The following is an 18,282-nucleotide window of genomic DNA, read 5'->3' on the forward strand; positions in this document are numbered from 1 at the left end:
GGCCAGCGGCTCGAGGGAGCAATGCTGGAAGGTGAGAAGTATGTCATCGCGTCGCGCGGGCCCGGGCCTGGCGGATGACGGTGGTCCCGCCGTTTCCGCACCGATCACGCCCGAAGCAATTTTTGATCGGGCGTGAGTCGCAACGAGGTCAGTCGAGTTCAGGAGAAATCATGTTCAATGGAGCCATTCTGGTCGGCGCCGAAGAGCGCCGTGGCGGCGATCCCTTCTTTGCCATCCATCCTTCCACAGGGGACAAGGGCGGAGTGGCCTTCGCCAATGCTTCTCCTGCCGATGTTGCCGATGCCTGCGCGCTGGCGGAAGCGGCCTTCGAAAGCTTTTCGACGCTGAGCCCCGATGCGCGGGCCAATTTCCTGGAAGCCGTCGCCGAGCAGATTCTGGCCATCGGCGACATTCTCATCGAAACGGCCATGGCCGAATCCGGCCTTCCCCGACCCCGGCTGGAGGGCGAACGCGGTCGCACCGTCGGGCAGTTGCGCCTCTTCGCCAGCTATGTCCGGCAGGGAGATTGGCTGGACGCGACGATCGATGCCGCACTGCCTGAGCGCCTGCCCGCGCCGCGCAGCGACCTGCGCCGCGTCAACCAGCCGCTGGGCCCGGTCGCCGTGTTCGGTGCATCCAACTTCCCCCTCGCCTTTTCGACGGCGGGCGGCGACACGGCCTCGGCCTTCGCCGCCGGTTGCCCGGTGGTGGTGAAGGGGCATCCCGCCCATCCCGGCACCGGCGAACTGGTCGCCCGCGCCGTGCAGAAGGCGGTCAAGGCATGCGGCCTGCACGAAGGCGTCTTCTCCTATCTGCCCGGCGCGACCCATGAACTGGGCGGCGCGCTGGTCAGCGATCCACGCATCAAGGCGGTGGGCTTCACCGGATCGCGGGGTGGCGGCATCGCGCTGATGCAGATCGCGGCCAACCGCGCCGAACCGATCCCCGTCTATGCCGAAATGAGCAGCATCAATCCCGTCATCCTGCTGCCGGGCGCTTTGGCTGCTCGGGCGGACGCCCTTGGCGCGGCCTTTGTGGGGTCGCTCACCATGGGATCGGGGCAGTTCTGCACCAATCCCGGCCTCGTCATCGCGCTGGAAGGACCCGATCTGGATCGCTTCGTGGCGGCTGCGGCCGAAGCGCTGAGCGCCAGCCAGCCGCAGGTCATGCTGACCCCCGATATCCACGCGTCGTTCGAAAAGGGCGTGGCCGCGCTTCAGACAGCCGAAGGCGTCACGACCCTAGCGCGCGGCGCGGATGCCGAGGGCGCGAACCGGGGCAAGCACGCCTTCTTCGCGACCGAAGCAGAACGGTTCCGCAACAATCCCGCGCTGGCGCATGAGGTGTTTGGCTCTTCATCGATCCTGCTAAAATGCCGCACCATCGATGAAGCGATCGAAACCATCTCCGGTCTTGAAGGGCAGTTGACCGCGACGCTCCATATGGAAGATGCGGATAGCGCCGATGCGGCGAAGCTGTTGCCCGCCCTCTCGCGCAAGGCCGGCCGCATCCTGACCAACGGCTGGCCCACCGGGGTCGAGGTGACTCATGCGATGGTGCATGGCGGCCCCTTCCCCGCCACATCGGATGGCCGCACGACATCGGTCGGAACGCTCGCGATGATGCGTTTCCTGCGGCCGGTCTGCTATCAGGATCTGCCCGACGCGCTGCTGCCCCCGCCATTACAGGCCGCCAATCCGTGGAAGCTCACCCGGCGGGTGGAAGGCAAGCTGGAGATCGCAGCATGATCAGATCGCTGATCCAATTCGCGCAGGGCGATGTGCGGGGCGTCGCGGCGCTCGACGAAACGGGCGCGGCGCGCCGGGTGACGGGGGTGGCCTCTACCCGCCAGCTGGCCCTGGACGCCATCGCCGCGGGGCAGAGCCTTGCCGCCTTCACCGAACCGAAGCTGGGCGAGGCAGTCGATCTGACCACCGTAACCCTGCTCGTCCCCATCGACCATGACGACCCGGCGCACCTGCTGGTGGCTGGAACCGGCCTTACCCATCTGGGATCAGCCGAAGGACGCGACCAGATGCACAAGGCTGCCGCCGCGGGCAACCTTACCGATTCCATGCGCATGTTCCTGATGGGCCTGGAAGGCGGCAAACCAGAAGGCGAAGCCATCGGCGTGCAGCCCGAATGGTTCTACAAGGGCGACGGCCAGAGCCTGGTCAATCCGGGCGACGATTTCGTCATGCCGGCCTTTTCCGAAGATGGCAGCGAGGAACCGGAAATCGCGGGCATCTACCTGATCGATGCGGACGGCATGCCGGTGCGTCTGGGCTTTTGCATTGGCAATGAATTTTCCGATCATGTGACCGAGCGAGGCAATTATCTGTGGCTTGCCCATAGCAAGTTGCGGCAAGCTTCGTTGGGTCCGGAACTGCTGCTGGGCGAGCTGCCAGCGGATGTGCGCGGCACCAGCCGCATCCTCCGCAACGGCGAGACGGTGTGGGAAAAGCCCTTCCTGTCGGGAGAAACGAACATGTCGCACACGATCGAAAATCTGGAGCATCATCATTTCAAATATGCTCCGTTCCGTCGTCCGGGCGACGTGCACGTCCATTTCTTCGGCACGGCCACCCTCTCCTTTTCGGACGGTTTCACGACGCGGGAAGGCGACGTCTTCGAAGTTGCGGCTGCTCCCTTCACCATGCCCGTCCGCAATGCGCTGAAGCGCGCCGCTGACGAGGGCAAGGCAAAGGTGCGCACGCTATGACCGGCCCCATCAAGGCGGGCCTGGTCGGCCTGGGCAAGATCGCGCGGGACCAGCACCTGCCCGCGATCGACAAAACGGACGGCATCGAACTTGTCGCGGTCGCCAGCCGCAATGCGCAGGGCGAAGGGCTGAACAATTACGGCACGATTGAGGAGATGCTGGCGGGGGAGCCCGACCTTGATGCCATCATCCTCTGCCAGCCGCCGCAGGTCCGCTATGAAGCGGCAAGGCAGGCGCTGCTGGCGGGCAAGCATGTCTTCCTGGAAAAGCCGCCGGGCGCGACCGTGTCCGAAGTCGAAGCGCTGATCGACATCGCCGAGCGGCAGGGTGTGACGCTCTACGCCAGCTGGCACAGCCGCTATGCCGCTGCTGTGGCCCCGGCCAAGGCCTGGCTCGCAGAGCGCACCATCAAGCATGTGTCGATCCAATGGCGCGAGGATGTCCGCCATTGGCATCCCGGACAGCCGTGGATTTGGGAAGCCGGCGGCTTTGGCGTGTTCGATCCGGGCATCAACGCCCTGTCGATCCTGACGGAAATCGTGGCCGAACCCATCGCTCTACTGTCGGCCCGGCTGGAGGTGCCCGCGAACAAGCAGGCGCCGATCGGCGCCGAATTAAAGATGGTGGCCGCGTCGGGCGCTCCCATTGAGGCGGTGTTCGATTGGCGGCAGACCGGTCCGCAAACCTGGGACATCGCGATCGAAACCGACGACGGCAACCTGCTGCTGTCCGAAGGCGGCAACATGCTGCGGCTGGATGGCGAAGTGCAGATGAAAGCGCCCGATGAGGAATATCCGGCCATGTACCGCCGCTTCGTCAAGCTGGTCACAGACGAGGCCATCGACGTCGACATCGCGCCGTTGCGGCTGGTGGCCGACGCCTTCCTGTGTGGCGAACACACCCCCACCGCAGCGTTCGAGGATTGACGGAAAACGATAATGGCCCGGCGGAAATGATCCGCCGGGCCAATGCGGATGATCTTGCCATCAGGCGGATTTCCGCTCAACTGAGCGGAACTATGATGATGCCCCGGATATCAGCCGCACTGATGGCGGGATTGGCTCTCGCACTCGCCTCATCCGCTTATGCCGGAGAGGCGCGGGCGCTTTATACAGAGATCATGGGGTGCGAGCATGGTTGCACCGTCGCGGCGGCGGGATGGCCACTGCCCTACCTGATCGACTATCCGGGCATTTCCGTGGTGGGGTCGGCCAGTCTCATGGGCGCACTGACCGGAGAAGATCAGTTCCGGCCGTGGCCCTTCCTGGTGACGGCATTATTCTGGGCGCTCATCGCCCTGGCTGTCCAGCTGATCTGGAACCTTGTCCGGCAAAGACGCGGCGGATCATGAACGGGGGTGGGCAGAGCCCACCCCACGCACATCAAAGGCCGTCAAGGCCCTTGCTGACCAGGATATTCACGGCCACACGGCGGTTCTGCGCCTTGCCTTCGACAGTGTCATTGCTCGCCACCGGGTCGGCTTCCGACATGCCGGTGGGCGTCAGCATGCGATAGGGTTTCCAGCCGCAAGCCTGCTGAAGATAATTGACGACGCGGCCGGCGCGCTTCTCGCTCAGTTCCTGATTATAGTCCTCGTCTCCGACGGAGTCGGTATAACCCACGACCAGCAGCAGGGCGTTGCTCATGCCTTCGGCAGTGGAGGCGGTGGCGCACAGGTCGTTCTTCGCCTGTGGCGACAGCACGGCCTTGCCAGTGTCGAAGTTCACGTTCGTCGTGCTTTTGACATTATACTGGTCGATCTCACCCATGCGCCCACGCAGCGCCTCGGTGGCGGCGGTCTGCTCATCGAAGCGCTGGTTGGTGCCGTTGTGGATCATCGACGCGGTTTTCAGATCCTTGTTCTCAAGGTTGATCCGGCTCGCCAGCAGCCCTTCGCCCGACTGCAATGTCTTGACGGTGACCGGCAGACCATTGAGCAGCGATGTCGCGGCCAGCCTGTGGCGGCCAAGGCCCAGGAACCCCTTGCTGGCGGTGATCCGGGTGGCGTCGTTGATGGTGATCACCGATTTGCTGCCGTCGCTGGCCGTGACCTGCATCTTGTCGCCGCTGCGCGCGGAAATCATGCCCTTGATTTCGGGGCCTTCAGCCATCTTGGCGGGCGACAGATAGGCCGTCGCCGAGACATCAGCCGGAGCCGGGGCGGGGGCAGTGGCTCCTTCCTGCGTCTGCGCGGACAAGCTGCCCGCAGACGCTCCGGAAAGCATCGCCAGCATTAAAAGATATTTGGGGCTTTTGGAAACAACACTCATCACGCAACTCCTTCAAATTCGAACAGCCGGGCCTGCATGACTGCAGCTTCTCGTCCGACTGCCGTCCGCGGGATGGCGTATTTGGCTGTCAGAACCCCCTCCATTTAGCTTCCTTAAAATAGGGCACGGCGCTGTGAATGAGCGCCGTGGATGCTCTGCCTGTTCAGGCTTACCTTTCTGCCAGATGAACATCCAGACTTGGCCTATGGTTGTGGGGGTAATTTGAGCCAATCATGCGGCGAACCGATGCCCACCACGCGCGACGATCGAAAGATCCGAGGCCGATAGAATCATGCGATGCAGACAGGAGACATTGTCTCCATTGTCGAACATCTGTTCCCAAGAAATCAGGACTATTCCTGAAGGAAAAATCTACAGTCACGCTTTTATCAAGAAAAAACATTTACTTGATGCTTGCGCGGACCATCGCGAAATCGTGATCGTCCAGGAACCAGCGGCCAAAGTCCTTCAGTGCTCGCTCCCCCGATCGACATCCTTGTCGAACAGGGGCCAAGCCGCTCCTGTGCCGCAGCCTTCAGTGATCGCTGGCAGCGAACGCGCCTATGCCAGTCTCCGCCCGCACCCGCTGTGCAGGATAGGCCGCCTTGTCCATCGCAGCGCGCCGGGATCGATCGAGCAGCGAGATCAGCCAGATGGCGATGAAGCCCGCCGGAACCGAGAACAGTGCCGCCGAACTATAGGGAAAAGGCGCTGTCCCCATGTTCAAACTGCCGGTCCACACGGCAGGAGAGAGCAGGGTCAAGACGAAGGCCGTCAGCAGGCCGATCGTCCCGCCCCAGGCAGCGCCGCGGGTCGTACATCCACTCCATAGCAGGGAGAGGATGAGTACCGGGAAATTGCCGGAAGCGGCCAGGGCGAACGCCAGGCTGACCATGAAGGCGACATTCTGCTTTTCGAATACCAGTCCCAGCAGCACCGCCATCGCGCCGAGCGCCAGCGTGGTCAGCCGTGACACGCGCAGTTCCGCTTCGGATGTTGCGTTCCCATGCTTGAGAACCGTGGCGTAGATATCGTGGCTCACGGCGGACGCGGCCGACAGCGTCAGGCCCGCAACGACGGCAAGGATCGTCGCAAAAGCCACCGCTGAAATGAAGCCCAGGAAGGCATTGCCGCCGATTGCGTGGGCCAGATGGATCGCCGCCATGTTCCCACCTCCGCGCAACGCGCCTTCCCCGTCCAGATAGCTCGGCTGCGTGCCGACCAGCACGATTGCACCGAAGCCGATGATGAAAGTCAGGATATAGAAATAGCCGATCCACCCCGTAGCCCAGAGTACCGATTTGCGTGCTTCCCTAGCATCCGGAACGGTGAAGAAGCGCATGAGGATATGCGGCAGGCCCGCCGTGCCCAACATTAGCGCGAGCCCAAAGGAAATGGCGGAGATCGGGTCCTTGATGAAGTTGCCGGGCGCCATGATCGATCGGCCCCGCTCCGCAGCTTCCGGCCCTGCCGCCCCGCTGGCTAGCGCGGCATTGGTTTTCACCTCGACCGCGCGGGCGAACAGCGCCTCCAGGGAAAAGCCCATCTGCGCCAGCACCATCAGCGCCATGAAGCTTGCCCCGCCGAGCAATAGCACGGCCTTGATTATCTGCACCCAGGTCGTTGCGCGCATCCCGCCGAACAGGACATACAACATCATCAGCGCACCCACGATCAACACGGCGACGGCGTAAGGCAAGCCGAACAGCAGCTTGATGAGCTGCCCAGCGCCAACCATCTGCGCGATCAGGTAAAAGCTGACGACCAGCAATGTGCTGACCGCGGCAAAGCTGCGAACGGGCGGCTGTGCGAAGCGGTAGGACGCCACATCCGCGAACGTGTATCGCCCCAGGTTCCGCAGCCGTTCCGCCATCAGGAAGAGGAGGATGGGCCAGCCGACAAGAAATCCGGTGGAATAGATGAGGCCGTCATAGCCATCGTTGAAGATCTGGGCGGAAATGCCGAGGAAGGAGGCTGCGGACATATAGTCGCCCGCCATCGCCAGGCCATTTTGGAAACCCGTTATGCCCCCGCCGGCCGTATAGAAGTCAGACGCGGTGCGGGTCCGCGCAGCCGCCACCTTGGTGATCCACAATGTCAGCCCGACAAAGGCGACGAACATCGCGATCGCCACCCAGTTGACCGGCTGGCGCTGCGCCTCCCCCTCCAGCGCCGCAGCAAGAGCCGGCGCAGGGATGAGGACCAACGAGGCAGCGACCGCGGCGAAGGCCGCCTTCATGCACCGTGATCCTTCAATATTGCAGCCAGTTCAGCGTCGAAATGGCGGTTGGCGTAGGCGACATAGGCGCCCGTCAAGATGATGGCGAGCAGGATGAGCCCCAGACCCACCGGAATGCCGAGCGATGTCACCCCGCCCGCGATCGGCGCGCCCAGCAGCGCCTTGTCGAACGCGATCAGCAATAAATAGCCGACGAATGCAAAGAAGATGATCGCCGACGAGCTCCAGCCCAGCCTGGCGCGGCGTGAGACCAGCCTCGCATAGCGCGGATCGCCCGCCACTGCCGCAATCAGCGCGCTGTCATCTCCCCCAGCCATCCGGACTCCCCTTCATGCTTTTGCGCCTCATGATAGGAGCGAAGCATGCAATTGCAACAGGATGGACCGGCCCTCCGCCCGTTGCAGCCCCGCCTTCCATGGCGGCTAGGCGATGTTGCCCGCCATGCTCCCCACCGCCACATCGATGGCCGAACCGGTGATATGCCGGGCTTCGTCGGACAGGAGAAACAGCACGCTGTCGCTGACGTCCGACGGCTCGACCCAAGGGACGCCTTGCGGCGTTACATGGCTTCGATCGCGCTCTTGAGGTCATTGAGAAACGCGATCACATTTCCGCCGTCCAAGGCGCGATGATCGAAAGTCAGGGACGGCCGGATCACCGGCCGCACCTCAATCTTCCAGCTGTCTCCATCCGGCAGCGCCCGCGGGATGCGGACCATGCCAGGCAGACCGAGAAGCGCCACCTGCGGCGTGTTCAAGATCGCTTCTGCACGGATGGTCGGCCCCAAGGATCCTGGGTTCGACAAGGTGAAGGTTCCTGCGTCCAATTCATGCGCCTGCAGAGTATTGGCGCGTGCGCGCGCGGCAAGGTCTGCAATCCTTTCCCCGATCGCCGTCGCATCGAGAGTTTGCGCGTCCCGAATGACGGGAACGACCAGGCCGTCCTCGGTATCGATCGCGATGCCAAGATTGACGGTATCCCAGATGAGCGACGCCTCATCCGTGTAAGTCGCGTTCAGCCGCTTATGCGCGCCGCTCAGCAGCTTCGCCGTCTCGACCGCAATCAGCGCAAGCACGGAGGGTGCGGCGCCAGTGGCTTTGGCCGATTCCCGACGGGCGAGCAGCCCAGTCAGATCGATCTCCATGTCGGCGGTCAAAGTCGGCGCGCTCGCAGCTTCAGTCAGACGGCGCGCGATTGTTTTGCGCCTCATGCTATGCTGGTGCCGCGAACAGGCGACGCCTTCATAGCCCGGCGGAAGTGCGGCGGGCGACGAGACGCCTTGCCCCGACGCCGACAGCACATCTTCTCCGGTAATCCGGCCTCCTGGCCCGCTCCCCTGCAGGGAAGACAGATCGAGGCCATGCTCCTTGGCCAAGCGGCGAACCAAGGGGGACACTCTTTCCCCAGCCCCGCTCTCCGCAGTAGCGGCATGCTGCGGAGCCGCGGCCGGTCCGTTGGCAGGTGAAGCGTCCTCATCCGCGGCAGGCGCATCAAGTGCTTCCAGGGCTTGCGCGATCGCCTCGCGCGATGTGCCCGGGGCGGCCCAATAACCGACCCGATCACCAACCTTGTGCTCGTCGCCCTCGGCGGCCAGCCGCTTCGCAAGAATTCCAGGCTCAGCCGCCTCGACCTCGGTCGCGACCTTGTCCGTTTCGATTTCGTAGAGAAGTTCGCCCTCCGCAAAGGACGCGCCCTCCTTGACGTGCCATGCCAATATCTTCGCATTCTCGACAGAGCCGGAACGCGGAATTTTCAGATCGCGCAAGATCGACATATTACCTCAGATAGCAAGAAGCTGCCGGGCGGTCGTGGCGATGCCATCGACCGATGGGATGCAGGCCTGTTCCAAATCGGCCTGCTGGGGGAGCGGGACGTCCAGGGCTCCGACGCGCATTATGGGAGCCTCCAGATCGAAAAAGGCTTGCTCCTGTATTTGCGCGGCAATTTCTGCGCCCGGCCCAGCCGTTCGTGCTGCCTCATGCACCACCATCGCCCGGTGCGTTTTTCGCACTGATGTCAGGATCGTGTCGATGTCGAGCGGAACAAGCGTCCTGAGATCCAGGACCTCGGCCTCGATCCCTTCGGCGGCCAGTTTTTCGGCGGCGTCAAGCGAACGCTGCACCATCGATCCGTAGGTGATGATCGATAGAGACGTGCCGCTACGCCGGACGGCGGCCTGGCCGAAGGGGATGACGAAATCCGGGTCGAGCGGCACTTCGCCACGGCTCCACCCCAATCCCTGCACCGAATGGAACAAGACCGGGTTCGGCTCACGAAGGGCTGACTTCATCAATCCTTTCGCGTCCGCCGCAGTGGAAGGCACGACGACCTTCAATCCGGGGAAGTGCATGCCCAGCACTTCCGTGCAGCTGGAATGTTCCGGTCCAGCGCCGCCCATCGTCCCGATCGGAAAGATGATCACGGCCGTCATGGGGATGTCGAGCCCGTGCATGTAGCGCCATTTGGCAAGCTTGTGATAGATTTCATCACCCGCGATCAACGCGAAATCGCCGAAGCCCATATTGATGACCGGCTTCATTCCGACCACCGCCGCGCCGGTGGCGAGCCCCGCCTCGAACGCTTCGCAGATACCTGAGTCGATCACCCTGTCGGGGCCGAATTCCGACAGCAGCCCTTTCTCCGCGCCGAACCAGCCGCCGGTTGCGACGCCCTGGCCCAGAACGAAGATGCTGTCATCCAGGCGCATCTCTTCTGTAAGGCCAAGGCCAATGGCGGCGTTATAGCCCATAAGCTGGGTCGCGGCGGCGTCAGCCATGATAAAGATCCTTGCTCAAGATGGAGAGATCCGGCTCAGGCGCGGCGAGCGCCCGTGCATAGGCTTCCTCGACAAGGCTCTTCGCCTCGTCCTGCAGCCGGGCGGCCGTGTTTCCCGTCAGTCGCGCCGCGAGGACATCAATCGGATCGCGATAATCGGCGAACTCCTGGTCGCTTCGATATTTTTGCGGGTCGCCCGCATAGTGCCCCAGACGCCGGACCACCTTCGCCTCGATCAGGGTCGGTCCTTCACCCGCTCGCGCGCGTTCCGCCGCTTCACTGACAGCGTGGAACACGGCAACTGCATCCTGGCCGTCAACGGTCACGCCAGGGATTTTGTACCCCGCCGCGAAGTCCGCTATCGATTCGGTCGGGCAGACCTGGCCCAGCCGGGTCCCGACCAGCAGGCCGTTATTTTCGCAGAAATAGATGAGCGGCAGCTTCCACGCGGCGGCATGAACCATTGTTTCGTGGAATGTCCCGCGCGACGCGGTGCCGTCGCCGAAATTCGCAAGCGACACCCGGCCATCCTTGCGGATGCGCGACGCCAGCGCGGAGCCCCCGGCGAGCGGATAGACGGAACCCAGCGTAGCCCCTTCGCCCATCACGCCAAGCGACATGTCCGCCCAATGCGGGACGCCAGCGCCCTTGCCGCCGGTTGCGCCGGTCGTCTTGCCAAGCAGGTCGCCCAGAATGGGATCGGGGGCCATCCCCTTGCCGATCGCCCAGGAGCAGCCGCGTCCCTGATACCACAGATAATCATCCTGGCGGAGCGCGGCGGCCGCGCCGATCCCGGCCGCCTCCTGTCCTTCCCCAGGATGCCACCAGCCGGAGAATTTTTCCTCCCGCACATGCTTCGCCATCACCCGCTCAATCGCGCGGGTGATGGCCATGCGCCGGAACATCTCTTCCAGAATGGCTTGATCGAGTTCGGCAGAAGGCTGCCGTGCAACATTGACGCTCATCGCGAACCTCCAATCCGCGCCATGCCAGGGCGGATGGAAGGGGTGCCTTGCCTCTCGATGCGGCGGCCTTGACAGGCCGCACGCGGCTGTGCCGACGTGGCGGTCATGATCCTCTCCCTCACGTTGTTGCACAGACTATTGCCGGCGGCGGACGCGGCCGCGTCCTCGATTCCGACTAGTTGCCGTCATCCGATCGATATTCGATCAGGACGGTTTTCGGGAAGCTCGGTGCCTGCTTTGAGTCGCACATGCTGCTGGCGCGATACCTGCGGACAAAGCGGTCTGAAGGAGTTCGGTCAAGCTGTCTGCATTCAAGCGGTTCATGACCTGGGAGCGGTGCAACTCCACGGTGCGTGGGCTAATACCCAGCTTATTCGCGATCGATTTATTCGTCCCGCCCTCAACCAATCCGACGAGCACTTCGCGTTCGCGAGGGGTCAAACCCGCAACTCGGGCGCCGGCATTTTCGTCTTGCTTCACGGGACGCACAGCGCCGAGGCCTTCTGAAATAGCGGCGGCGAGGGTAGTGCGAAGGGATTCGTCGTCGGAGAGGATGACGTAATCGACGGCGCCCGCCTTCATAGCCGCGACCGCAGCCCCTACATCTGCCCCCGGTGCATCGAGGGCGATCGTCGGCAGCGTGATTGACCGCGCCTTGAGTTCGCGCTGAACCGAGAGCCCCTCGACCTTCGCCTTGCGGAGATCCACCAGCACGCAGCCTAGGGAGAGCACCGGCGCGATGTCGAGAAAGGCCGAGCCGCTTGGAAAGATTCGCGTGCGATACCCTCCGGCTCTCACGAGAGCGGCGATCCGGCGCGCTTCGGCCGCTCTGCTGCACACAATATAGACCTGCCGAATATCCTCCTGGGTAAGATCTTCCGTGATCCCGCCAATGCGCGCGGGGGCGCCATCCTCGTCCAGGATCGGAAAGCTCGTCTCCCGCAGCAGGCGGACGGCCCCGTCCAGAGGCCGCACGATCCGATATTCCAACTGCGCAACCTCGCCAGCCCTGACAGTTTGGATCGCGGTTTCAACCTGCTGTCGATCGTCCGGATGAACATCGTCCATCCACTCCGCGATGGCCACCGGTACGCCCGAACACGGCGCGCCCCAGATTTTTTCATAGGCAGGGCTGCGATAGATGATCGTTTGCTCCGCCAGATCGCCGATCCAGATTAAGTTGCTGCTATTCTCGGCGAAGCTACGGAAGGCCATTTCGCTCGCACGGATCGCCGCCTCGTTGCGGCGTGCCGTTGTGACGTCGATCGCCGCACCGATGAAGCCGATCGCGCGCCCTTGGTAGAAACTGGTCTGTCCGGAGGTGGCGATGTGTCGGGTAACTCCATCGATTTGGCCAATCACGCGATATTCGATGCTGTATCGTCCGTCGCCTGCGGGATCGATGCACGCTGTAATGGCGCGTTGAACGCGCGCCCGGTCGTCCGCGTGGATGCCTCCCTCGAACACCTCCTGGTTCACCTGCGCATCCGGCGGAAGGCCCCACATTTCCCGGAGCCTTTCGTCCCATTCGAACCGGCCAGTGATTGGGTCCCAGGCATAAACGCCAAGACCGACGAGTTCCGTAGCGGCGCGCAGGCGAGCCTCGCTGGTCCTGAATTGCTCTTCGATCGCACGCCGCTCGCTGGTGTCACGGGATACGCCGACCACTAGCTCTACAGAGCCGTCGCTAGCCCGGACGGGGCCCCACAGATATGCGAAATAGGCCGCTCGACCGGTTGGGCTGCGATAGAAGACTTCATCTTCCACCGTCATGCCTTCCTGAAGGACTTGGTCGATGTGGCGATTAAGCCTCCCGGCAAGTTCCGCAGGATAGCCGAGGTCGGTGAAGGTCTTACCGAGCATCTGGTCTGCCGAAAGCCCGAAAAGATCGAGCATCGCAGGATTGGCATAGGCAAAGCGCCCCTGCCGGTCGAAGGCGTAAACGAAGTCAGGGATAGACGATACGGCAGCGTGAAAGAGGCTGGACCGGCCCAGAAGCGCAGTGCTGGTCCCCTCATCCGCGCGCGCCGCATCCATGCCATCGCCGATATCTACCGCGATCCGGTTCGGCTTCCCGCCATTAATATCACTGTCCGGCATCCGCCCGACCTCCTCGCGCAAGTTGCCGGTGGTTCGGCAATGCCATGCACCCTCGGAATGTTCCCTAGGGATCGCCCGAATGCTCATGCGCTTGCTGCATGTGAATAGATTGATGTCCCCACCCAGAGGAGATTCGCATGAAAGCCTTAGTCTGGCACGGCAAGGAAGATGTTCGGTACGACACAGTCTCCGACCCGGAAATCGACCATCCTCGTGACGCCATAATCAAGGTTACGAGCTGCGCGATCTGCGGTTCCGATCTTCACCTGTTCCATAATCTCATCCCCGCCATGCTGCCTGGAGACATTTTAGGGCATGAGACAATGGGCGAGGTCGTGGAGGTCGGCAGCGAGGTCAACGGATCGCTCAAGGTTGGCGACCGCGTCGTCATCCCTTTCACCATCCAGTGCGGCGAGTGCGATCAATGTCGTCGCGGCAACTTCTCGCTCTGCCAGCGGTCGAACCGAAAGGGAGAACTGGGCGACAAGGCATTCGGTCACAGGACGGCGGGCCTTTTCGGTTACACGCACCTCACCGGCGGCTATCCAGGCGGTCAGGCTGAATATCTTCGGGTCCCCTTCGCCGACACGACGCATATCAAGGTGCCGGATGGCATCGACGATGAAAAGCTTCTGTTCCTGTCCGACATCCTGCCGACCGGCTGGCAGGCGGCGGTGCAGGCGGACATCCAGCCGGGCGACACCGTTGCCGTCTGGGGTTGTGGCCCTGTAGGGCAAATGACGATCCGTTCGGCAATCCTCCTCGGCGCGGAGCAGGTGATAGCCATCGATCATCTGCCCGAGCGGCTTTCCATGGCTGCGGCCGCGGGTGCGACCACCATCAATTTCGAGGAAGAAAGCGTCATCGAGCGCCTGAACGAGCTCACCGGCGGCGAAGGGCCGCACAAATGCATCGATGCGGTAGGCTCCGAAAGCCACGTCAACCTAGGTCAGCCGGACACGATCCTCGACCGGGCCAAGCAGATGATGATGGCCGAGAATGATCGTCCCCATGTCCTGCGGGAGATGATCTATGCCTGCCGTCCGGCCGGCGTCATCTCGATCATCGGCGTTTACACGGGCCTCGTCGACAAGATCCCGATGGGCCAGGCCATGAACAAGGGCCTGACATTCCGCATGGCACAAGCGCATGTGCCGCGGTGGACAGACGACCTGCTGCAACGGATCGAAGACGACCAGATCGATCCATCCTTTGTGATCACCCACAAGGTCGATCTTTCAGAGGGGCCGGCAATGTACCGGACGTTCCGCGACAAGGCCGACAGTTGCATCAAGGTCATGCTCCGTCCCTGATTTAATTCAGCTTCAAAAAAGGTGTCACCATGCCACTTACAAATGTCACTGGAATTGCTCGTTCGAAGGGGGATCCCCGCATCGAACATAAGGGTCCAAGCTCACTTACCGGCCCCGACCGTCTGGCCCGCGCGCTCGGCTGGTTCTCGATCGGCCTGGGAGTGGCCGAGTTGGTCGCGCCGGGAAGGATTGCCCGATCTCTGGGGCTTGCTGATAAGGAGCGCCTGATTTGGGCTTATGGCGCACGCGAACTCGCAAGCGCGGTGCCGACCCTGTCCGTTGACAAGCCGGTCGGTCTCGCGTCCCGCATTGCTGGTGATGCGCTGGACCTAGGCACTTTGGCCCTGGCGCTTCGTCGAGACAACCCGAAACGGAACAATGCGGCGATTGCGATGGCGTTGGTCGTCGGAATCACCTTGCTCGATATCGTGGCCTATTCCGGTGTGAAAGCTGCGCACAGCCGTGAGCCCGGTGACGGGCGCGACTATTCCAATCGCGTAGGCCTGCCACGCGGGCAGCAAGCCTCTCGCGGCCTTGCGCGAAAGGACTTCGACATACCCCCCGATTATCGGGCAGAAGGCTTGGTTGCGGACGCGCTTCCCGGAGCAGTCGCGTAGCCGCAGCCGATCTATTCAAGGCATTCACCATGACGCTTGAACAGATCGGCGGCGCGGGGCTGATGCTGCTCTTCCTCGCCGACATCTTCCTCACGGTGCTGTATGCGCGCGCCGGAACGGGTTTGCTCGCGCCTCACTGGAACCGGCTGGTCTGGGCATCGCTCAAGGGAATTTCCACATTTTCCAGCCGACATAGCGGCGCGGCCCTGTCATTTGCAGGGCCGCTCATGGTCATCCTGCTGATCGCCTTCTGGTCGCTCGGTTTGGCGGTGGGAGCTGCGCTTGTCATCCAACCCGAACTCGGAACCGCGATCAGGCCGAGCAGCGGAGAGGCGTCGAGGGACTTCGTCACGGCGCTGCTGGTCGCTGGAAACAGCCTGTCGATCGTCGGTGGCGGCGATTATTCTCCGCATACGCCCGCCACGCAAATACTCTTCCTGCTCAACTCCCTTATCGGGGCCTCGGTATTGTCGCTGATCCTGAGCTATTTGGTTCAGGTCTATTCCGGGCTACGCGAGCGCAACGCTCTTGCGCTTACCATAGACCTGCTCACCGCCAGCACAGGCGACGCCGCCGAGATGCTGGCCCGGTTGGGCTCGGGCGGCGATTTCAGCGACGCCACCAGCGAACTGGGCAACCTCGTGCGGCCGCTCGCCGTCACCAAGGAGGCGCATCATTTCTATCCGCTGCTGTTCTACTTCCGCTTCAAGGATCCCCTCTACTCGGTATCCCGGCTCACATTCGTCCTGCTTGACCTCACTACACTGATCGACACCACGCTTGATCGGCAGAAATATCGATCCCTGATGTGCTCAGTGCCGGTCGTCTCTCTGCGCCAAGCTACTCGCCTCCTGCTCGAGACACTGGACCGGAATTTTCCAACTGCGAGAGAAAATCCATCTAATCCGTTGAACTTCACGCGCTCACGTGAAAGCTACGACGCCGCAATCGAAAAGTTACAGCGGGCAGGGATCGATGTACGCCATGACTATAAAAGCTATGCCGATCAACGCGCTAAATGGGAACCCCTCGTACGCCGCGTGGCGCCGACCTTAGGCTACCGCATGGACGAAATTGATCGTCGTCGCATGTCCGCCGATAGTTGAGAGTTCGCTTACGCGCGTTTCCGAGCCTGCTTATTGAGGGTAAGTCGAGAACCACCCTCTACGACCTTCGATGATAGTTCTGCAGATTGGGGGCCCGACACATATCTCTCCTTCCTGCTCACCATTTTGGCCGCACAGCTGAAGCCGCCTACGTTTGCGCCGCCATCACATCGCGAGCGACCGCCCATATGGCCCGTCGCGGCAAACACCCTCCTGCGCGATGACCGGTTGATGACATAAATTTAACTGGCGCCTCCCGCCGCTCATGCTGCAAGGCATGGCAAGAGGCGATCCGATGGAATTCGAAGTCAGCGCTCAAGCAAGGGACAAAGCTCTCAATCGCCGCGTGGCCATGACTGTCGTCATTTTTTCAGTGGCCATGGGGCTGTGCAACATCAAGGACGCCAACATTGTCCAGGCGATGCAGCAGGCCAAATCAGACTCCGTTGATCGCTGGGCGGAATATCAGGCTACCAAGACCAAATGGCATATCGCCGAAACGGCCCTGTCCGAAATACGCGTCGTCGCAGGACAAAGGCCTGCGCCGGAAGCCATCCGTGCTTTGGCAGCGCTTAAGCGGGAGATGGACAAATATCGAACGTCCGCGCCGCTCCTTGTGAAACAGGCAAGGGGATTTGCAGAACGTTATGATCAGCTCAATGTGCATGACGATCAGTTCGATGCCAGCGAAGCGCTACTGTCGACCGCAGTCTCGGTCGCAGCGGTTGCAGCCTTGACCGAAAATTTCGCCGCTCTCCTCGGGTCATGGACGTTCGGGCTGATGGGTCTTTTCATGGGCGCATGTGGCTTTGCTGCCTCGGCCTTTCATCCTCAAGCGCTCAGCAGCCTTTTGGGCTGATGATGTCAGAGGAGCAGATCATGAGCCGCCGGAAAAACCTGTCCGATGCCGTCAAAATCTCTTCCAGGTCGGAGGAAATTCCGTCCTCAGTCCGGTGGACTTCTACGGCCGAGGCGAGTCCAGCCCGTTCGCGCGTGCAACCCGATCGGCCTTTGCGGGTGGCGTTATTCTCGGGCAATTACGACTGCGTACGCGACGGAGCGAACCAGGCGCTGAACCGGTTGGTGGCGCATCTGCTCCAGCGGCACCAAGCTGAAGTCCGCATCTATTCACCGCGCGGCCGCGTTCCTGCTTTTGCCTCTGCAGGCGACATCACGGCCGTCCCCTCGCTCGCTCTGCCCGGCCGCCCGGAATATCGATTGGCGCTGGGGCTGACCCGCAATGTTCGCGCCGACCTGGATGCGTTTAGTGCGGACCTCGTCCATCTATCCGCGCCAGACCTGCTCGGAAGGCAAGCGCAAAAATATGCACGAGCCAAGGGAATCCCTGTCGTCGCCAGCTTGCACACCCGCTTTGAAACCTATGCGGCCTATTATCGGTTGGGTTTCCTGCGCCTGACCATCGAACGATATCTTGATCGTTTCTACGGTGATTGCGACCATATTCTCGCTCCTACCGTTCCGATCGCCAACAGCCTTTCCGAACGACATGGCGCCGGACGTCTGTCCATTTGGGGCCGCGGACTCGATCCCGAACTTTTCCATCCATCCTTGCGGTGCGAGATGTGGCGGAGAGATCAGGGCTACGCGCCCGATGATGTTGTCCCGCTCTTCTTCGGCCGACTGGTCATGGAAAAGGGTCTGGCGGTCTTTGCCGAAGCCGTCGCGATCTTGCGCGCGAAAGGCCACGCTGTCCGTCCTCTGGTCGTCGGGGACGGTCCGGCCAGAGAGTGGCTTGCACGGCATGTGCCCAATGCGAACTTCACAGGGCATCTGGAAGGATTGGCGCTCGGCCGCGCTGTCGCGAGTGCCGATATCCTGATCAACCCCAGCGTTACCGAAGCGTTCGGCAACGTCAATCTGGAGGCCATGGGCAGCGGCCTTGCCATCGTAGCGGCCGCAGTCGATAGCACCGCCGCCCTTATCAGCCACGGCTTCTCCGGCCTGCTGGTGCCTGCAAAGGATGCCGCAGCTTTCGCCGCCGCAACCGGGTGGCTGATGAAAGATGCTGCCAGCCGCCGGCGGATGGGAGAACTGGCCTGCCAGGAAACGGCGCGCTATCGTTGGGACGAGATATTGGATACGGTTTTCGACTGCTATCAATCCCTGTCGCGTTCGAGGAAATCCTCCGCCATTTAGTTTTGAGCAGGACACCGC

16 protein-coding genes are annotated in these 18,282 nt (G+C 62.3%); 9 read left to right on the plus strand and 7 right to left on the minus strand.

What is annotated here, in order from left to right:
* The first annotated feature begins 170 nt into the window (after positions 1 to 170).
* Genes ACZ5Y5_RS17500 through ACZ5Y5_RS17515 form a run of 4 tightly spaced genes read left to right on the plus strand, consistent with a single transcriptional unit; the run spans position 171 to position 4,073 of the window.
* A complete protein-coding gene (locus ACZ5Y5_RS17500) occupies positions 171 to 1,748 on the plus strand; it encodes an aldehyde dehydrogenase (NADP(+)) (protein WP_464810698.1) in 1,578 nt (525 codons plus the stop codon).
* Positions 1,745 to 2,722, plus strand: coding sequence for an AraD1 family protein (araD1, locus tag ACZ5Y5_RS17505; RefSeq protein ID WP_464810699.1), 978 nt, complete (start codon positions 1,745 to 1,747; stop codon positions 2,720 to 2,722). Before ACZ5Y5_RS17500 ends, araD1 begins: the two co-directional genes overlap by 4 nt.
* Positions 2,719 to 3,648, plus strand: a complete 930-nt coding sequence (locus tag ACZ5Y5_RS17510) for a Gfo/Idh/MocA family protein (protein WP_464810700.1) — start codon at positions 2,719 to 2,721, stop codon at positions 3,646 to 3,648. Before araD1 ends, ACZ5Y5_RS17510 begins: the two co-directional genes overlap by 4 nt.
* Positions 3,645 to 4,073: a hypothetical protein gene (locus tag ACZ5Y5_RS17515; RefSeq protein WP_464810701.1), complete on the plus strand. Its 429-nt coding sequence runs from the start codon at positions 3,645 to 3,647 to the stop codon at positions 4,071 to 4,073. Before ACZ5Y5_RS17510 ends, ACZ5Y5_RS17515 begins: the two co-directional genes overlap by 4 nt.
* A gap of 31 nt (positions 4,074 to 4,104) precedes the next feature.
* On the opposite strand, the gene ACZ5Y5_RS17520 is transcribed toward ACZ5Y5_RS17515, so the two are convergent.
* The 7 genes from ACZ5Y5_RS17520 to ACZ5Y5_RS17550 form a co-directional block, all read right to left on the minus strand.
* Positions 4,105 to 4,992 carry an OmpA family protein gene (locus ACZ5Y5_RS17520; protein ID WP_464810702.1) on the minus strand — a complete coding sequence of 296 codons (888 nt, stop codon included), beginning with the start codon at positions 4,990 to 4,992 and terminating at the stop codon, positions 4,105 to 4,107.
* 535 nt (positions 4,993 to 5,527) lie between these two features.
* Positions 5,528 to 7,231, minus strand: a complete 1,704-nt coding sequence (locus ACZ5Y5_RS17525) for a cation acetate symporter (protein WP_464810703.1) — start codon at positions 7,229 to 7,231, stop codon at positions 5,528 to 5,530.
* Positions 7,228 to 7,548: a DUF485 domain-containing protein gene (locus ACZ5Y5_RS17530; protein ID WP_464810704.1), complete on the minus strand. Its 321-nt coding sequence runs from the start codon at positions 7,546 to 7,548 to the stop codon at positions 7,228 to 7,230. Before ACZ5Y5_RS17530 ends, ACZ5Y5_RS17525 begins: the two co-directional genes overlap by 4 nt.
* Before the next feature lie 242 nt (positions 7,549 to 7,790).
* On the minus strand, positions 7,791 to 9,005 hold the full coding sequence (locus tag ACZ5Y5_RS17535) for a dihydrolipoamide acetyltransferase family protein (protein WP_464810705.1): 1,215 nt from the start codon (positions 9,003 to 9,005) through the stop codon (positions 7,791 to 7,793).
* A gap of 6 nt (positions 9,006 to 9,011) precedes the next feature.
* Positions 9,012 to 10,007 carry an alpha-ketoacid dehydrogenase subunit beta gene (locus ACZ5Y5_RS17540; protein WP_464810706.1) on the minus strand — a complete coding sequence of 332 codons (996 nt, stop codon included), beginning with the start codon at positions 10,005 to 10,007 and terminating at the stop codon, positions 9,012 to 9,014.
* Entirely contained in the window at positions 10,000 to 10,971 is a 972-nt protein-coding gene (locus ACZ5Y5_RS17545; RefSeq protein WP_464810707.1) for a thiamine pyrophosphate-dependent dehydrogenase E1 component subunit alpha, read from the minus strand. The genes ACZ5Y5_RS17540 and ACZ5Y5_RS17545 overlap by 8 nt, the downstream gene beginning before the upstream one ends.
* Positions 10,972 to 11,175: 204 nt before the next feature.
* On the minus strand, positions 11,176 to 13,071 hold the full coding sequence (locus ACZ5Y5_RS17550; protein WP_464810708.1) for a PAS domain S-box protein: 1,896 nt from the start codon (positions 13,069 to 13,071) through the stop codon (positions 11,176 to 11,178).
* Positions 13,072 to 13,208: 137 nt separating this feature from the next.
* Here ACZ5Y5_RS17550 and ACZ5Y5_RS17555 point away from each other — a divergent pair, with 137 nt between their 5' ends.
* From ACZ5Y5_RS17555 to ACZ5Y5_RS17575, 5 genes are all read left to right on the plus strand, one after another.
* The gene (locus tag ACZ5Y5_RS17555; protein ID WP_464810709.1) at positions 13,209 to 14,384 is read left to right on the plus strand and encodes a zinc-dependent alcohol dehydrogenase; all 1,176 of its coding nucleotides are present in this window, start codon (positions 13,209 to 13,211) and stop codon (positions 14,382 to 14,384) included.
* Between the two features lie 29 nt (positions 14,385 to 14,413).
* Positions 14,414 to 15,001, plus strand: a complete 588-nt coding sequence (locus ACZ5Y5_RS17560) for a hypothetical protein (protein ID WP_464810710.1) — start codon at positions 14,414 to 14,416, stop codon at positions 14,999 to 15,001.
* 62 nt (positions 15,002 to 15,063) lie between these two features.
* Positions 15,064 to 16,107, plus strand: coding sequence for an ion channel (locus tag ACZ5Y5_RS17565; protein WP_464810711.1), 1,044 nt, complete (start codon positions 15,064 to 15,066; stop codon positions 16,105 to 16,107).
* 295 nt (positions 16,108 to 16,402) lie between these two features.
* Positions 16,403 to 16,966 carry a DUF4337 domain-containing protein gene (locus ACZ5Y5_RS17570; protein WP_464810712.1) on the plus strand — a complete coding sequence of 188 codons (564 nt, stop codon included), beginning with the start codon at positions 16,403 to 16,405 and terminating at the stop codon, positions 16,964 to 16,966.
* 20 nt (positions 16,967 to 16,986) lie between these two features.
* Positions 16,987 to 18,264 carry a glycosyltransferase family 4 protein gene (locus ACZ5Y5_RS17575; protein ID WP_464810713.1) on the plus strand — a complete coding sequence of 426 codons (1,278 nt, stop codon included), beginning with the start codon at positions 16,987 to 16,989 and terminating at the stop codon, positions 18,262 to 18,264.
* Positions 18,265 to 18,282: the final 18 nt, after the last annotated feature.

This window comes from Sphingobium sp. TomTYG65 (genome assembly GCF_055395525.1).

Coding starts and splice junctions, on each gene's coding strand:
- araD1 (WP_464810699.1), top strand. CDS start 1,745: ATGATCAGATCGCTGATCCAATTCGCGCAGGGCGATGTGCGGGGCGTC.
- ACZ5Y5_RS17525 (WP_464810703.1), bottom strand. CDS start 7,231: ATGAAGGCGGCCTTCGCCGCGGTCGCTGCCTCGTTGGTCCTCATCCCT.
- ACZ5Y5_RS17565 (WP_464810711.1), top strand. CDS start 15,064: ATGCTGCTCTTCCTCGCCGACATCTTCCTCACGGTGCTGTATGCGCGC.
- ACZ5Y5_RS17520 (WP_464810702.1), bottom strand. CDS start 4,992: ATGAGTGTTGTTTCCAAAAGCCCCAAATATCTTTTAATGCTGGCGATG.
- ACZ5Y5_RS17570 (WP_464810712.1), top strand. CDS start 16,403: ATGGAATTCGAAGTCAGCGCTCAAGCAAGGGACAAAGCTCTCAATCGC.
- ACZ5Y5_RS17575 (WP_464810713.1), top strand. CDS start 16,987: ATGAGCCGCCGGAAAAACCTGTCCGATGCCGTCAAAATCTCTTCCAGG.
- ACZ5Y5_RS17560 (WP_464810710.1), top strand. CDS start 14,414: ATGCCACTTACAAATGTCACTGGAATTGCTCGTTCGAAGGGGGATCCC.
- ACZ5Y5_RS17555 (WP_464810709.1), top strand. CDS start 13,209: ATGAAAGCCTTAGTCTGGCACGGCAAGGAAGATGTTCGGTACGACACA.
- ACZ5Y5_RS17535 (WP_464810705.1), bottom strand. CDS start 9,005: ATGTCGATCTTGCGCGATCTGAAAATTCCGCGTTCCGGCTCTGTCGAG.
- ACZ5Y5_RS17530 (WP_464810704.1), bottom strand. CDS start 7,548: ATGGCTGGGGGAGATGACAGCGCGCTGATTGCGGCAGTGGCGGGCGAT.
- ACZ5Y5_RS17550 (WP_464810708.1), bottom strand. CDS start 13,071: ATGCCGGACAGTGATATTAATGGCGGGAAGCCGAACCGGATCGCGGTA.
- ACZ5Y5_RS17500 (WP_464810698.1), top strand. CDS start 171: ATGTTCAATGGAGCCATTCTGGTCGGCGCCGAAGAGCGCCGTGGCGGC.
- ACZ5Y5_RS17545 (WP_464810707.1), bottom strand. CDS start 10,971: ATGAGCGTCAATGTTGCACGGCAGCCTTCTGCCGAACTCGATCAAGCC.
- ACZ5Y5_RS17510 (WP_464810700.1), top strand. CDS start 2,719: ATGACCGGCCCCATCAAGGCGGGCCTGGTCGGCCTGGGCAAGATCGCG.
- ACZ5Y5_RS17540 (WP_464810706.1), bottom strand. CDS start 10,007: ATGGCTGACGCCGCCGCGACCCAGCTTATGGGCTATAACGCCGCCATT.